The sequence below is a fragment of the Thermostichus sp. MS-CIW-37 genome, from assembly GCF_054060065.1.
Map to the genome: position 1 here is coordinate 21,487 of NZ_JBSSCV010000029.1, position 15,994 is coordinate 37,480.

Here is a 15,994-nt window from a genome sequence, read left to right on the forward strand (position 1 = left end):
AACTGTGGAAACGGCCATCGAGTGGATTACCGCCCATGAGATCCTCGACTCGCGAGGGCGTCCCACCCTAGAAGCCCTGGTGGGTTTAGCCAATGGGGCGACGGGCTTGGCGCAGGTTCCCAGCGGCGCTTCGACCGGCACCTTCGAGGCCCACGAGCTGCGGGATGGGGATCCCAAACGCTACGGCGGTAAGGGTGTGCTGAGGGCGGTGGAAAACATCCTTGGCCCCATCCAGTCGGAGCTGCAGGGAGAAGATGCCCTCAACCAAGCCCGTATTGACCAGTTGCTGATCGACCTGGACGGCACCCCCAACAAGTCCCGCCTGGGGGCCAACGCCATTTTGGCAGTTTCTCTGGCGACAGCCAAAGCGGCTGCGGAAGCAGTGGGCTTGCCTCTTTACAAATACCTGGGGGGGCCCTTTGCCAACCTGCTGCCGGTGCCGCTGATGAACGTGCTCAACGGCGGCGCCCACGCCGACAACAACGTCGATATTCAAGAATTTATGCTTGTGCCCATTGGAGCGGCCAGCTTTCGCGAGGCGCTGCGCTACGGGGCTGAGGTGTTTGCGGTACTAAAACAAGTGCTGCAGCAGAAGGGGCTGTCCACCGGTGTGGGGGATGAAGGGGGGTTTGCTCCTGATCTCGACTCCAATGCGGCGGCTTTGGATCTGCTGATGACGGCTATTGAACAGGCAGGCTACAAACCGGGAGCAGATATCGCCTTGGCCTTGGATGTGGCCGCCAACGAGCTGCTGCAGGATGGGCAATATCACTTTGAGGGCAAAGCCCACAGCGCGGCTGATATGGTGGCTTACTACCAGCAACTGCTGGCCAACTATCCCATCCTTTCCATTGAAGATGGGCTAGCGGAAGAAGACTGGGCCGGTTGGCAAGCCATGACCGCTCAACTGGGATCCCGGGTACAGCTGGTCGGAGATGACCTGTTTGTAACCAACCTGACCCGCCTGCAAAAGGGTATCGACAGCGCCGCCGCCAACGCCATTTTGATCAAGCCCAACCAAATCGGCACCCTGACGGAGACCGTCTCGGCCATCCAATTGGCAGTTCAAGCCGGCTTTCGCACCATCATCAGCCACCGCTCTGGCGAGACGGAAGACACCACCATTGCCGACTTGGCGGTGGCCACCCGTGCCGGGCAGATCAAAACCGGATCCCTCTGCCGCAGCGAGCGCATTGCCAAGTACAACCAACTGCTGCGCATCGAAGACGAGCTGGGGGAAGCGGCAGTTTATGCCGGTCGGGTGGGCCTGGGTCCTAGAGCTCGCTAACTTCCCGTTCCGTCCCAGGGGATCCCTAGCACCTGCACCAAAAAGGCCCAGCGGTCGGCAGCTTCCTCAATCAGCTTGCTGGTGGGCTTGCCGGCCCCGTGCCCTGCCTTGGTGTCGATGCGGATGAGGATGGGCTGGGATCCCCCCTGGGCTGCCTGCAGGGCAGCGGCAAACTTGAAGCTGTGGGCGGGCACCACCCGGTCGTCGTGATCTGCGGTGGTGATCAGGGTGGCGGGATAGGCAGTGCCGGGCTTGAGGTTGTGCAGAGGGGAATAGGCGTAGAGGGCCTTGAATTCCTCCGGGTTCTCCGGGGATCCGTACTCGGAGATCCAGGCCCAGCCGATGGTGAACTTATGAAAGCGCAGCATGTCGAACACCCCCACTGCCGGCAGGGCCGCTGCAAACAGCTCCGGCCTCTGAACCAGGCAGGCCCCCACTAAGAGGCCGCCGTTGCTGCCGCCAGAGATGGCCAACTTGGCGGGGTTGGTGTAGCCATGGGCTATCAGCCACTCGGCAGCGGCAATAAAGTCGTCGAACACCTTTTGCTTGTTGAGCTTGGTGCCCGCCTGGTGCCACTCTTCTCCGTACTCGCCGCCGCCGCGCAAATTGGGCTGGGCGTAAACCCCTCCCATTTCCAGCCAGGCCACCAGACCCACTGAAAAGCTGGGGGTAAGAGAGATGCCAAAGCCGCCGTAGCCATACAGCAGGGTGGGGTGATCCCCTGTCTGAGTCAGGCCACGGCGGTGGACGAGAAACATGGGGATGCGGGTGCCGTCTTTGCTGGTGTAAGACACCTGCTGCACCTCGTAGGCCTGGGGATTGAAATCCACCTGGGGCTGACGGAACAGGGTGCTGGTGCCGCTGGTGAAATCGTAGCGGTAGATGGTGGGCGGGGTAGTGAAGCTGGTAAAGGTGTAGAAGGTCTCGGTGTCGTAGCGCTTGCCGCCAAAGCCGCTGGCAGATCCCAGCCCGGGCAGCGGAATTTCCCCCAGGTAGCTACCGTCTAAAGCAAAGGTCTTGATCTGGGTGTGGGCGTCTTTGAGGTAGAAGGCCACAAACTGATTGTTGATCAAGCTAACCCCCTGCAGGGTCTCCTCCGCCTCGGGGATCACCTCCTGCACCTGGTCGGGCTGCTCCAAGTCAATCGCCACCAGTCGCCGCCGAGGAGCTTGGCAGTCCGTCAACAGCCAAAAGCGGGATCCGTCGTTGCCCACGAAGCTGTATTCGGCCTCAAACTCGCGGATGAGCTCTACTACAGGAGACTGGGGATCCCGCAAGTCTTTGTAGAAGATGAGGTTTTTGGGATCCGTGCCCCGCCAGACGGAGATGATGAGGTAATTCCCATCTTCAGTAACCCCGCCGGCAAAGCCCCACTCTTTTTGGTCGGGGCGGTGATAGACCAAAACATCTTCTGACTGGGGGGTGCCCAGGCGGTGGTAGTAGAGCTTCTGGAAGTAGTTGGCGCTTTCGTATTCGCTGCCCGGGGCCGGTTCGTCGTAGCGGCTGTAGAAAAATCCCTGCCCGTCCAGGGTCCAGCTTACTCCCGAGAACTTAATCCAGCGCAGGTGATCCGGCAAATCCTCGCCGGTCTCGATGTCCCGCACCTTCCACTCTTGCCAATCGGAGCCGGAGCAGGAGAGGCCATAGGCTAGATACCGTCCGGCGTGCTCCGCACCGCTGTCGCGAGCGCGGCTGATGGCAATGCCCGCTAGAGCCACCGTGCCGTCTTCCGAGAAGGTGTTGGGATCCAGCAAGACCCTGGCCTCAGCCTCCAGGCTTTCTTGGGTATAGAGAACACTTTGGTTTTGCAGGCCGTCGTTTTTGAAGTAGAAGTAGCGGCCCCCTTCTTTGAAGGGCTGGCTGTATTTTTCATAGTTCCAGAGCTGGGTCAGGCGTTCTCGGATCCGCTGCCGGGCTGGGATCTGCTGCAAGTAGTTAAAGGTAAGGTGGTTTTGCGCCTCAATCCAGGCCCGCGTCTGCTCCGAATCCAGATCCTCCAGCCAGCGGTAGGGATCCGGTACCGCCTGCCCGTGGTAGATGTCGACAACGGTGGGATCCGGATAGCTGGGCGGGTAGTTGAGCATGAGACCTAAGCGCTAGAGACCCATTCCACTATGGCAGAGGAGAAGCCAAAAACCCACTCTCCGGCCTTTGCCAGGCATGCTCGCTATAGTGGAAGCCGAGTTGCGGGATAGATTCTGTGTTGCAGGCTTCTCCTTTCTTCCAGGCCGGGCGGATGGGCGCCTATCCCCTGGGCTCAGGCTGCTATCACTTCTCGGTGTGGGCGCCCTTGGTTGAGCAGGTGGAGCTGAAGCTGCTCAGCCCTGTCCAACGTTGCTTTACTCTAGTGCGGGATGAGCAGGGCTATTGGCAGGGGGAGGTGGACGGGATCCCACCTGGGCCAGTGGACTACCTCTACCGCCTGCACACCTCAGCAGGGGTAGTGGAGCGGCCGGATCCCGCTTCCCGCTGCCAGCCCTACGGCGTCCACGGCCCTTCGCGGGTGGTGGATCCCCACTTCGACTGGCAGGATCAGGGGTGGAAGGGGATCCCCCTGTCTCAGTGGATCCTCTACGAGCTGCATGTAGGCACCTTTACCCTCGAGGGCACCTTTGCTGCTCTGATCCCTCGCCTGCCGGAGTTGGTGGAGTTGGGGGTAAACGTGCTGGAGCTGATGCCGGTGGCCCAGTTTCCAGGAGAGCGCAACTGGGGCTACGACGGCGTCTACCCCTACGCGGTGCAGACCAGCTATGGAGGAGCGGCAGGCTTCAAAGCCCTAGTCAATGCCTGCCACCAACTGGGTTTGGCCGTCATCTTGGATGTGGTCTACAACCACCTGGGGCCGGAGGGGAACTACCTGCGGGATTTTGGCCCCTACTTCACCGACAAGTACCACACCCCTTGGGGGGATGCCCTCAACTTCGACGACCGCTATTCTGACGGCGTGCGAGAGTTTTTCCTACAAAACGCCGAGTACTGGCTGGAGGAGTTTCATCTCGATGGGCTGCGGCTGGACGCGGTGCATGCCATCTACGACTTCAGCGCCTACCCCTTCTTGCAGGAATTGGCAGAGCAGGTGGATGCCCTAGAAGCTCGCACTGGCCGGCCCAGGGTTCTCATTGCCGAAAGCGACCTCAACGATGTCCGCCTCATCACCCCCCGAGAGCAAGGGGGCTACGGGCTAGATGCCCAGTGGTGCGATGACTTCCACCACTCACTTCACACCCTGCTTACCGGGGAAAAGACAGGCTACTACCAGGACTTTGGCGAATTGGAGCACCTGGCCAAGGCTTACCGGGAGAGCTACGTTTATTCTGGCCAGTACTCCTGCTACCGCGCCAGGCGTCACGGCAACTCCGCTGTTGGGCGACCGGGATCCCAATTTGTTGTCTGCATTCAAAACCACGACCAGGTGGGCAACCGCAGGCTGGGAGAGCGCCTTAGCCAGCTCACCTCTTTCGAGGGCCTCAAATTGGCTGCCGCTGCCCTGCTGCTAGCTCCCATGCTGCCGCTGCTATTTATGGGGGAAGAGTATGGGGAAGTGGCGCCATTTCTGTATTTTGTCAGCCACGGGGATCCCGACCTGGTGGAAGCGGTGCGCCAAGGACGCCGCCGCGAGTTCAGCGCCTTTGCCTGGCAGGGAGAGCCGCCGGATCCCCAAGCTGAGGAGACTTTCCTGCGCTCCAAGCTCAATTGGGACTTGAAAAAAGCCGGTCACCACCAGGTTCTCTGGAAGTGGTACCAGACCCTGATCCGGCTGCGCAAAACCCAACCGGCTCTCCAGCACTTGGAGCGGGATGGAGTGGAAGTGGAGCTGTTTTCGGGCGCTGGCCTTGCCCTGCACCGCCGCCAGGGATCCCAGGCTTTGCTTGCCCTTTTCAACTTCAGCCCCAATCGGGCGGTCACCTATGCCCATTGGCCCAGCGGCACCTGGGAGAAGCTTTTGGATAGCCACGAGGCCCAGTGGTTGGGCAAGGGATCCCAACTGCCGGCAGAAAGCCAAGGGGATCCGGTTGAGGTACTGGGCTATGGGGTGGGCCTCTATGGTGCTTTGCACCGCTAACGCAGATGGCTGCGGCCAGAAGGGAAATCTCGACCGCTCCAGACCTGGCAAACGGAAACGGTCTAGCCGATCTTCGCGCCGCGGAAATAGAGGGAGTCAGGCAAGGGCCTGCGGGCGAGGCTGGGATTTCGGGAAGGTTTGCTCACCGGTTGGCCGCGATAGGTCAGCTTGGGCTTGGCAGGGTTGCCTGTAGGAGCAGCCTCTGGTTGGGACTGCACGGGTACGCCCGGCGACAGTTGAGCCCACACTTCCGCGTGATTCTCAAACTGCACCACAATGCTAAGAAATCCCCTTTCAATGTCGGCGCGACAGGCAGATATCGCGTCTTGGGCGCGTTTGTACACTTGCCGAAGGGCGTAGAAGTGATTCTGAAACTTGATCACCTCCACCAAACCCTGAGGAGTCGAAGCCCAGAAGCCACTGTCTGCATCGCTGTAGTCGAGAATAACCATGGCTAACTCCTACACTGACGAGTGGATGGATAAAGAATTCCCAACTCTTCCACTATGGATATCAAACGTCATGAAACGTAATGGTGAGCTTGATCACATTGACAATGTTTCGATATCTCTTGAGTGTCTTGATTGCAGCTATGTTGAATTACAGTAGTGCAACCGCTCCTTGGCTCTCAACTTTCCTCTTCCTAATGAGATAAAAACTGCGAGTTAGGGCCTCGGCGGTGCAGATTGTCAGGGGAACGTCTCAAGCTCGTTCAAAGCCCCTATTTTCAGATAGAATATCTACAGAATCACTATGGAAATAACTTGTAATCTTGACCGCAGCCGTAGCGCCAAGCCTCGCGGCGCCGCTTCCAGAAGTAGTCCTGGGGGTTGGTTTCCGGCTCCGGGCGATCCGTTAGCCTTTGCAGCAGCTCGTAGAGGCCAAGGGCGCCAAAGTGGCCCGCCCATGCCACCAGCTCCGGCAACCCCAACCGAGGCAAAAGTCTGGCTACCAAGCTGGGATCCCGACTCATCGCCCCCCACAGGGCCTGGGCCAAGCCGCCGAACTGCACCACATCCTGCAAAAAGGGCTGCACCACCTGGGGGCCGGCGGCAAACATGGCCTCAAACACCCTGCTCAACAAGCGGTTAATGCTATCGGGATCCCAGGTTTTCTCCCGCAGAGGGGGAATCATGGCCTTCTGAAATAGCCAGGTCACGGCCAAGTTGGGCTGGTAGGGTTGCAGCAGGGCCAGGGCTGCCTGGTTCAACTGCCGTTGCGCCAGGGCCTCGTGGATCCCCTGCTGTAGGCGATCCAGGTGGCGCAACATGGCGCCAAAGCCGCCAAAGCTGAGGGGAGACTGGCTGCCACTGCTGTCCCCCACTGCCAACAGGCGATCCCAAGGCAGTTGCAGCGGGCTACGGCGGTAAGCGGGAAAAACGCCACATAGCTTGCGCACCCAGCGGATCTGGGCCAGCTCCACCCCCTGGTAGGCTGGCAGCAGCCGGCAGTAATCCCGCCAGAGCTGCTCTAGACTAGGCCGCTCCGGATCTCGGTCGCAGTAGGTGAACAGATAGGTGGTGCGCCCATCGCGGGCAGGGAAAGCTTCCCAAAAGGGCTGGTAGCCGTTCTGGGCTGGGGTAAAGCTGTAGAAGAGATCTCCCGTGGGTTGGTCGGGCAGCCCCTGGGCACAGGATCCCACCACCAGACAGACGCTATCTGGCGGCTGCCCTTGGCGAGCCTGGGCCGCGATGGGCGAGCGGTGCCCCATGGCATCCACCAGCAGTTGAGCACGGATCTGTCCCTTGGTGGTCTGGAGGCAGATCCCATCGGGGTGAACGGTGGCACTTTGAAAGGCAGTCTGCTCCCACACTTGGCCCCCCCAGGCCAGGAAATGCTGCTTGAGGAACTCCAGGAGGCTGACTGGATCCACGCCCACATTCAGCACTCCCTCCACCCACCAGTGGGGGCCCTCCCCAAAGCCAATCCGCCCCCTCGGGTAGTGGGTAACCTGGACTGCCTCCCACTCGGGCGGGGTAAGCAGCTCCAGCTCTAACAACACCTGCAGCTCCTGGTGTGAGGTGTTCCACTCCTGCTCCCGCCCCCGCAGGATCCCGCGCTCCAGCAGGATCACCCGCCAGCCCCGCTTGGCCAAAGCCGCTGCCAAGAAGATCCCCAGGGTGCCACCGGCAATGACAACATCCACCTCCCAGCTGCCCAAGCTCTGGGAAGCCTGCTGCACGACTGTCGGCGGTAACTCCCTCCGCCTCTGCCGCAGGGATCCCCACCAGGTATCCGAGGCGGGCAAGGCTTCCGGCGGGGGGACAACTTCAGCCATCGGCAGGAGGAACTTCACTCTAGACCAAGCCCCGACTTTTGAGGCGACGATGAATCAAAACCAGCGTATCCGCCTCGCCGACATTGCCCGGAAACAACACCACCGGCAGGTTGGGAAAGCGGGGATGATCGGACGGGGTGATCACCATCGAGATCCCAGGGTAGACTTGCCCCAGCAGACGCACCGCCGGCAAGTTGAGGCCAGTGCTGAGGGTGTCGTTGGAGGTGATGCCACCCTTGCTGATGAGGTAGCCAATTCCCGGCGGCAACCCCTGCACCACGCCCATCAACAACCGCGAAACCTTCTGTCCAAAAGCCAGGCGCCTTTCCACGGAGCCCTTTTCAAAAGTCAGTTCCTCCCGGCTGGTGTAGACCACCGGCGTCAGACCCTTCTCGTAGGCGCTGTGAACTTGGGCCAGGATCCCTGGCAGCAGCTCCGCGTCGGGATCCAATAGTCGCCTCACCTCCACCTCGATGCCTTGGGTTTCAGGCTCCTGCAGAAGGCGGGCCAACTGCTGGCTGGACTTTTGCACGTGGGATCCCACGATCACCACCCCCGGTTGAGAGGAGCGAACAAACTGCCCCATCTGTTCCGGGGGAACGGGTTGTGGCGGCAACTGGGCCAGAGCCGTCAGGAGGCTGGCGGCACTGCGAAACAAAAAGCGTTTGCCTTGAGAGGCTGCCGCCAAAACATCTTGGGCAAACCGATCCAGATCCGCTTGAGTTTCTCCATCCACTACACAGCAGATATTCCCCTGCAAGGCCAGCAGCCGCGGCAAACAGCCAGAGCGAATCTGCTCCAGGGTAAATCGCTCCACTTGGTCAGCCCGGATCCGCCCCTGTGTTTTCTCCTGCACATAGTCCGGCAAATAGCTGTGGTGGTAGGCAAACACCGAGTCGCGGGCAAACTCCGTCTCATGCACCGGCACCCAGCGCTCCCCCACCCGTAGGTAGTGGACACTGTTGCGGGTGATGCGCCCTCCCTCAAAAAAGGCCGGCACCAGAAAATGGGCATCAAAAGGCCCCAGCTCTGCTGCCATCACATCCGTTTCCAGGGGGTAATGCCCCCGCAGCGTCGAGTCGGAGCGGCTAACAAAAAGGGCCCGCTCCCACCCCAGCTCCCCCATGGCCTGCTTGAGGGCCCGGCAGACCGACCGCGTCACCTCTTCGGCCTTGGCCGGCGGCAGGGATCGGGTGTTGGTGAGGATAAAGCGAATTGGCGAGCTATCCTGCAACCCCAGCTTCAAAGTCTGCGGATCCCAGCGGGTGAGGAGCAGGCAACTGTGAACGGTTTGGGATCCGGTGGGATCATCGTCCAACACAACGATAGGGGGGAGAGCCATGAGACCGTCTCAATCGACAAAGCAACCCGAGAACTCCAGAGGACGAATCCCCCTCAGAGGGCAACCGCTGTTCTCATCTTCGCCTAAGTTGGCCGTCTTCCCTGCCCCTATTCCAGGCGAAGTTTGCCATGATTGAGATCAACTGGCTCTGTTGAATCCAAAACGACTGCAGACATTTCCCCCCTGCCCACATTCATGGGAGAAAGCCATGGGGCAAGCCGAGCTGCAACTTCACATCAAACGGGTACAGCAGGACGTGCTGCGCATGGGGGCGCTGGTGGAAAAGTCGGTGGTCTTGGCCCAGCAGGCCCTGTTTGAACAGAACTTGGCCGCCGCCGAACAGGTGATCGCCCAAGACAAGCAAATTGACCGTTTTTATCGTCAAATCGAGAAAGACTGTATTAATTTGATTGCCTTGCGCTCCCCGGTGGCGCGGGATCTGCGCTGGATCAGTACCCTGATGCAACTGGTACGCGATCTGGAGCGGATTGGCGACTACGCCAAAGATTTGGCCGAAGTGGCCCTGCGCTTGGTCATGTACCCGCCGCCCCCGGAGCTGGGTCGTATTCAGGTGATGATGCAGCGTTGCCAGAAAATGCTCAGCCACAGCCTGGTGGCCCTGACAGAATTGGACGCCGACCTGGGCCGACAATTGAAGCAGGAAGACGACGCTGTTGATGAAGACTACACCAACCTTTACAATACGTTGGCGCAGCAGTCGGACATCAGAGGATCGATCGAGCCTATCCTGTTGATGTTGCTGGCGATCCGCTACCTAGAACGTCTGGCCGACCACAGCACCAACATCGGTCAGCGGGTAGCTTTTATCGTCACCGGCCAGCGTGACTAACGCCAACGGGTTGGGTCTTGCGATGTCTTAACCCCTCTTTTTCTTTTTTGCCAATACCCAAAATGGACTTCTCTCGAATTTTTCAGCATTTTCTCTCTCAGCCTCCCGATCAATTGACCGACAAAGATACTCTTCTTGCCCTCTTGCAGTCCCCCGACCCAGAAGCGCCGGAAATGCTGGAGATTGCCCTAGATGGCCTGGTGCGGGCCGGGTTTCTGGAACGACTAGGGGATCCCCCTCGCTATCGGCGCAAGCCGGACGAATCTTTGGTGGTGGGGCGTTTGCGCTGTTCCAGCAAAGGCTTTTGCTTCGCCATTCGGGACGAGCCGGGGGTAGAGGATGTGTACATCCACGGCAGCAACCTCAGCGGCGCTTGGAATGGGGATCAGGTGTTGGCACGGGTCACCAAAGATGGCAACCGTCGCCGCAGTCCAGAAGGAGAGGTGGTGGCCGTCATGGAGCGGGCCAATTCCGCTCTGGTGGGTCGCCTCAAACAGACGGAACAGGGTTTTCGGGTTGTGCCCTTGGATGACCGGCTGCTGTTCGAGCTGGCCCTGACGGAGGGATCCCCTGTCGAGCTGGCAGAGGGGCGGGTGGCCTATGTGGAGGTGGATCGCTACCCGCTGGGGGATCTACCCCCAACCGGAACCATTCGCAAAATTTTGGGCGACGGCCCAGAGGCCTCCATCGATGCAGATTTGGTCTGTTGCAAGTACGACCTACCGCAGGAGTTTCCCGCTCCAGTGTTGGAGGCAGCAGCAGCTCTGCCCAAAAAGCTCAGCCGCTCTGACCAAAAGGGCCGCCGCGATCTGCGCGACTGGTTTTGCATCACTTTGGAGCCTTTGGATCTGCAGCATCCCCACGGCTTGGAACCCAACGTGGCTGTTTCCTTGCAGCGGCAAGAGAATGACCACTGGCTGCTGGGGATCCACATTGCCGACGTAGCCCACTGGCTGGATCCCGACCACCCCTTGGAACAAGAAGCTCAGCAGCGGACGGCCACCGTCTACCTCGATACGAGGGTGCTGCCTCTCTTTCCGCCGGAGGTGCACAGCCGCCTGGCTTTGTTGCCGCAGCAGGAGCGCTTGGCCTATTCGCTGCTGTTAACCCTCGACCCTGAAGGGGTGGTACAAAACTTCGAGATTTACCCCAGCCTGGTGCAATCGCGGGCTCACCTGTCCTATGGTCAGGTGCAGGCTCTTTTGGCCACCACCGCCGACTTGGGCCCCGACGAAGAAGTGCCGGAGTTGATGGCCCTGCTGCAAAATCTGCTGCGCCTCAGCCAGATCCTGCGGGCCAAACGTCACCAGGCGGGGGGATTTGACCTGCCCCTGTTGGATTTGCTCACTCCCCACTCTGCCGATGAAAGCGGCTACGGCCCCCTCTTGATCAGCGATCGCCTCGGCGCCCATGCCCTGATGACGGAAATTCTCCTGCTGGCCAACCAAATCCTGGGCCACCATTTGCGCCAGTTGGGGATCCCTTCTTTGGCCCGCGTGCAGCCTGCCCCTGCCGCCGAGGCCCTGCAGAGCTTTTTGCGCCTGGCCAATGCCATGAAGCTGGATCTGAATTTGCAAGATCCCGCTGTCGTAACTCTGGCGGACTGGCAGCGGATTTGTGCCCGCATCACCGCTCCCGATGTGTTGGCCTCTGGCGCGAGCCCGGCCTTGGTGGCGCAGATGCTGGCCACCTTGCCCCCGGTCGAGTATCGTCTCCAGCCTCTGGAAGAGCAACTCGGCCATTTTGGGTTGGGCCTCAAAGAACCCTACGCCACCTTTACGGCCCCCTTGCGCCGCTATGCCGACTTGCTCAATTTGCGTGCTCTGCACCTGGCCCTGAGCAAAGGACGCGATCGCCGCAGCCCTCGCTCCAAAACTGTGGTGGATCTGCACGGCCCCAGCGGCTACGGCCAAATCGACTGGCAAGTGTTGCCGCCCAAGGTGCAGGAGGAATGGCAGGCGTTTCTCCAGGCGCAACTGCCCAAAATTCAGGAGGGGTACCGGATCCGTCAGCAGGCGGAACGGGAGCTGATGGGCCTGAAGCGCTCTGAGTTCATGCAAAAGCACCTGGGAGAGGTGTTCCCCGGCCTAATCATCGGTGTCCAGAACTACGGCTTTTTTGTCCAGGTGGATCCCATCTTGGCGGAAGGCTTGGTGCGGGTCAGCACCCTGAAAAACGATTGGTACGAGTACCGCAGCCGTCAGCAGGCGCTGGTGGGACGCAAGAGTCGGCGCCAGTTTCGCCTGGGGGATCGGGTGGAGGTGCAGATTAAGAACGTGGATTACTACCGCCAACAAATTGACCTGGCGGTAATCGGGGAAGGCCGTCCCTACGAAGAAGAAGAATAAGGCGGGGATCCCTCCATGGATCGCAGCTGGAGAGGACGGTTGTTGCGAACTCTGGCTCTGGCAAAATAGGCGATACCTAGATCAGGAAGATCCTACCGGAGCTTCCGGCACCCAGCTCTACTGCCCCGAAAGAGTCCAGGGTGCTCCCTGTGTCTGTATTGCCTTCCTATACTGAGTAGCAAAGCTCTGCCGAACTTCTATGCAGCCCACCAATCCCAACCAATTTACCGAAAAAGCTTGGAGCGCCATTGTCCAGTCCCAAGATGTGGCCCGGCGGCACCAGCAGCAACAGTTGGAAACCGAGCATTTGCTGATCTCCCTTCTGGATCAAGAGGGGGGGCTCACCCAAACCCTCCTGCAACGGGCAGGTATCGATCCGAGGCTGGTGCGGGATAAAGTGGAAAGCTTCATCAACCAGCAGCCCAAGTTGGCGCGGGTGGATCAGCTCTACTTGGGTCGCGGCCTGGAAACCACCCTGGATCGGGCCGAGGAGTTTCGCAAAGAGTACGGCGATGATTTCATCTCGGTGGAGCACTTGTTTTTGGGATCCCTGCAAGATGAGCGGGTGGGCAAGCGGGTCTTGGCACCCCTGGGCCTGACGGTAGAGCGCCTCAAACCGGTCATCAAAGAGGTGCGAGGCAAACAGCGGGTCACCGACAAAAACCCCGAATCCCGCTACGAAGCCCTGGAGCGCTATGGCCGCGATCTCACCCAGGCGGCCCGCGAAGGGAAGCTGGACCCGGTGATCGGGCGAGATGACGAGATCCGCCGCGTCATTCAGGTGCTCTCCCGCCGCACCAAAAACAACCCTGTCCTCATCGGCGAACCCGGCGTGGGGAAAACAGCCATTGTGGAGGGCCTAGCCCAGCGCATCAACCGGGGAGATGTGCCGGAGTCTCTGAAAAACCGGCGAGTCATTGCTCTGGACATGGGCGCTCTCATTGCCGGGGCCAAGTACCGCGGGGAATTTGAAGACCGCCTCAAAGCTGTGCTCAAAGAGGTCACTGAATCCGAAGGCCAGATCATCCTCTTCATCGACGAGTTGCACACCGTTGTCGGCGCCGGGGCCGGCGAAGGGGCCATGGATGCCGGCAACTTGCTCAAACCCATGCTGGCGCGGGGCGAGTTGCGCTGTATCGGCGCCACCACCCTGGATGAATACCGCAAGCACATCGAAAAAGATGCGGCCCTAGAACGCCGCTTTCAGCCGGTGTATGTGGATCAGCCTTCGGTGGAAGATACCATCTCCATCCTGCGCGGCCTCAAAGAGCGCTACGAGCTGCACCATGGGGTCAAAATCAGCGACTCCGCCTTGGTGGCGGCAGCGGTGCTCTCCAACCGCTACATCTCCGAGCGCTTCCTGCCCGACAAAGCCATCGACCTGGTGGACGAGGCGGCGGCCAAGCTGAAAATGGAAATCACCTCCAAGCCCGTCGAATTGGATGAAATTGACCGGCGGATCATGCAACTGCAGATGGAGGAGCTCTCCCTGAAAAAAGAAGATGATGCTGCCTCTAGAGATCGCCTCAGCAAAATTGAGCAGGAGCTGGCCAACCTGACGGAGCGACAACGGGAGTTGAATGCCCGCTGGCAATTTGAAAAAGAGGCTATTGAGCGCCTGCAAAGCCTTAAAGCTGAGCGGGACGCCGTTAAGCTTCAAATTGAGCAGGCTGAACAAAAATATGACCTCAACCGCGCTGCCGAGCTTAAGTACGGCAAGCTGATGGAATTGGAGCGGCAAATCCAAGAGCAGGAGGCTCACCTGGCCAAGCTGCAGACCAACGGCGAGCCGCTGCTGCGGGAGCAAGTGACTCCTGAAGATATCGCTGAGATCGTCTCCCGCTGGACCGGGATCCCAGTCACCAGCCTGATGGAGTCGGAAAAGCAGAAGCTGCTGCGCCTGGAAGCCCATTTGCACCAGCGGGTGGTGGGCCAAGACGAGGCGGTAGCCGCCGTAGCGGCAGCCATTCGGCGCGCCCGGGCCGGCATGAAGGATCCCAATCGCCCCATCGGCTCTTTCCTGTTCATGGGGCCCACTGGCGTGGGGAAAACCGAGCTGGCCCGTGCTTTGGCGGAGTTCCTCTTCGACACTTCCGAGGCGATGGTGCGCATCGACATGTCCGAGTACATGGAGAAGCACTCGGTCTCTCGTCTAATCGGAGCTCCTCCAGGCTACGTGGGCTACGAAGAAGGCGGGCAGCTCTCCGAGGCGGTGCGGCGACGCCCCTACTCGGTGGTGTTGTTTGACGAGGTGGAAAAAGCCCACCCGGATGTCTTCAACATCCTGCTGCAGGTGCTGGACGATGGCCGCATCACCGACTCCCAAGGGCGGACAGTGGACTTCAAAAACACCATCATCATCATGACCAGCAACATCGGCAGCGACCTCATCCTGGAAATTGGGGCCGATGAAAGCCGCTACGAGGAGATGAAAACTCAGGTGCTGGCCATGCTGCGGCACCACTTCCGACCGGAGTTCCTCAACCGGGTGGACGAGCTGATCATCTTCCATGCCCTCACCAAAGAGCAAATTCGCCAGATTGTCGGCCTGCAAATGCAGCGGGTGGAAAAGCTGCTGGCAGATCAGCAAATCGAGATCCTGCTCACCGAAGAAGCCAAGGACTACCTGGCAGAGGTGGGCTACGACCCAGTGTTCGGTGCCCGTCCCCTGAAGCGGGTGATCCAGCGGGAGATCGAAAATCCCATTGCCACCAAGCTGCTGGAAAACGAGTTCCTACCCGGCGACCGCATTTTGGTGGATGTAGCCAACGAGCGGTTGATCTTCCGCAAGATCGGCTCTCAGCCCAGCCAGGAGCCACCTGCTGCTGTGGCCGTCAGCTAAAGTGAGGGATCCTTCACAGAGTGATCACCTGGTCAGGTGGGTTGTTCTTCAACGCCTCGTAGAGGTCAGGGAAGCAGCCCACTTGCACCCCTTGCACTACATTTTTGGGAATGCACTGGGCCGGTTCCTTGCGCCCGCGTCCTTGGGCATCACACCAGCGGGGTTCCCCTTCGGCTAAGTTGCGCTCCAGGGCACACATGTCGCACATCATCAGCAGGATGTTTTGCTCTTGGGCAACCTTGGCCAAGCGCTCGCCAATGGGATCCCCCTGCCGCAAAACAAAGCAGTTGTCGTCGAAAAAGAACATGCCCACCACCTCCGCTCCATGCACCCCTGCTTCTAGCTGAGGCAGGATCATCTGGCCCAATTTGTAGGTGCCGCAGCGGGGATGGGTGAACACGTAGGCAACTTTCATGAGGCCCTCCTTGCTGTTCTCAATTTTGATTATTAATGATTATCATTTTCAAAGTAACACGAATTCCCTGACGGGGGTTGCCGGAACCCAGCAGGCCGAGGTGGAGGTTCATTGCGAACCTGCTTGAGACTGTTCCTGATGCCTTTGTGCTGTCCAGCTCCTCTCCCTTCGCAGGAGAGGGAAGTTACGATTATTTCGATTCAAACCAGGACGCTGCACCCACACCTAAAACGTTGGTCGCGTTGTCGCGTCAGCGTTGCGGAGCAATAATGCGGCGGGCCAGAAGGCTTTTCTCAATAGCCCAGGCGTCTCACCCTAACCTGAAATGACTACAGATTGTGGGTTTACTGAGGACACGGCCAATTATTCAGTGGCATTTCTCACTTGAGATGCGGGAGGGGTTTTCTGGCGGGTTGTCAGGATTTGGGGTTTCTAATTGCCAAGGCTGCTCTCGGAGTTGCTCTATTGAACCACTAGGTTGTGTTGATCTTTCATTTGAGCCAAAAGAGAGCACTGACGAGATAGAGAAAACTCAAGAAGTTCCTGGCCAATTTGTCAAAACGAGAAC

The 15,994-nt window shown here is 59.5% G+C and carries 10 protein-coding genes; 5 read left to right on the top strand and 5 right to left on the bottom strand.

The features are described from left to right. Positions 1–4: 4 nt before the first annotated feature. Positions 5–1,288 carry a phosphopyruvate hydratase gene (gene eno / locus ACVWYZ_RS11940; protein WP_011434092.1) on the top strand — a complete coding sequence of 428 codons (1,284 nt, stop codon included), beginning with the start codon at positions 5–7 and terminating at the stop codon, positions 1,286–1,288. Here eno and ACVWYZ_RS11945 read toward each other — a convergent pair. Continuing rightward, a complete protein-coding gene (locus tag ACVWYZ_RS11945) occupies positions 1,285–3,372 on the bottom strand; it encodes a prolyl oligopeptidase family serine peptidase (protein WP_457467179.1) in 2,088 nt (695 codons plus the stop codon). The genes eno and ACVWYZ_RS11945 overlap by 4 nt on opposite strands. Positions 3,373–3,524: 152 nt before the next feature. On the opposite strand from ACVWYZ_RS11945, the gene treZ reads away from it, so the two are divergent. Next, on the top strand, positions 3,525–5,351 hold the full coding sequence (treZ, locus tag ACVWYZ_RS11950) for a malto-oligosyltrehalose trehalohydrolase (protein ID WP_457467184.1): 1,827 nt from the start codon (positions 3,525–3,527) through the stop codon (positions 5,349–5,351). Between the two features lie 62 nt (positions 5,352–5,413). Here the strand turns inward: treZ and ACVWYZ_RS11955 are convergent, their stop codons facing one another. The 3 genes from ACVWYZ_RS11955 to ACVWYZ_RS11965 form a co-directional block, all read right to left on the bottom strand. Continuing rightward, the gene (locus ACVWYZ_RS11955; protein WP_414332498.1) at positions 5,414–5,803 is read right to left on the bottom strand and encodes a hypothetical protein; all 390 of its coding nucleotides are present in this window, start codon (positions 5,801–5,803) and stop codon (positions 5,414–5,416) included. Positions 5,804–6,102: 299 nt separating this feature from the next. Further along, positions 6,103–7,629 carry an NAD(P)/FAD-dependent oxidoreductase gene (locus ACVWYZ_RS11960; protein ID WP_457467180.1) on the bottom strand — a complete coding sequence of 509 codons (1,527 nt, stop codon included), beginning with the start codon at positions 7,627–7,629 and terminating at the stop codon, positions 6,103–6,105. Between the two features lie 19 nt (positions 7,630–7,648). Next, positions 7,649–8,971, bottom strand: a complete 1,323-nt coding sequence (locus tag ACVWYZ_RS11965; RefSeq protein WP_457467181.1) for a four-carbon acid sugar kinase family protein — start codon at positions 8,969–8,971, stop codon at positions 7,649–7,651. 208 nt (positions 8,972–9,179) lie between these two features. Here ACVWYZ_RS11965 and phoU point away from each other — a divergent pair, with 208 nt between their 5' ends. From phoU to clpB, 3 genes are all read left to right on the top strand, one after another. Continuing rightward, positions 9,180–9,821 (top strand): phosphate signaling complex protein PhoU, encoded by a 642-nt coding sequence (phoU, locus tag ACVWYZ_RS11970; RefSeq protein WP_457467182.1) that lies wholly within the window; start codon positions 9,180–9,182, stop codon positions 9,819–9,821. A gap of 62 nt (positions 9,822–9,883) precedes the next feature. Next, the gene (locus ACVWYZ_RS11975; RefSeq protein WP_457467183.1) at positions 9,884–12,169 is read left to right on the top strand and encodes a ribonuclease R family protein; all 2,286 of its coding nucleotides are present in this window, start codon (positions 9,884–9,886) and stop codon (positions 12,167–12,169) included. A gap of 199 nt (positions 12,170–12,368) precedes the next feature. Beyond that, positions 12,369–15,011: an ATP-dependent chaperone ClpB gene (clpB, locus tag ACVWYZ_RS11980; RefSeq protein WP_414331635.1), complete on the top strand. Its 2,643-nt coding sequence runs from the start codon at positions 12,369–12,371 to the stop codon at positions 15,009–15,011. Between the two features lie 13 nt (positions 15,012–15,024). Here clpB and ACVWYZ_RS11985 read toward each other — a convergent pair whose 3' ends face one another. Further along, entirely contained in the window at positions 15,025–15,426 is a 402-nt protein-coding gene (locus ACVWYZ_RS11985; RefSeq protein ID WP_414357804.1) for a SaoD/DsrE family protein, read from the bottom strand. Positions 15,427–15,994: the final 568 nt, after the last annotated feature.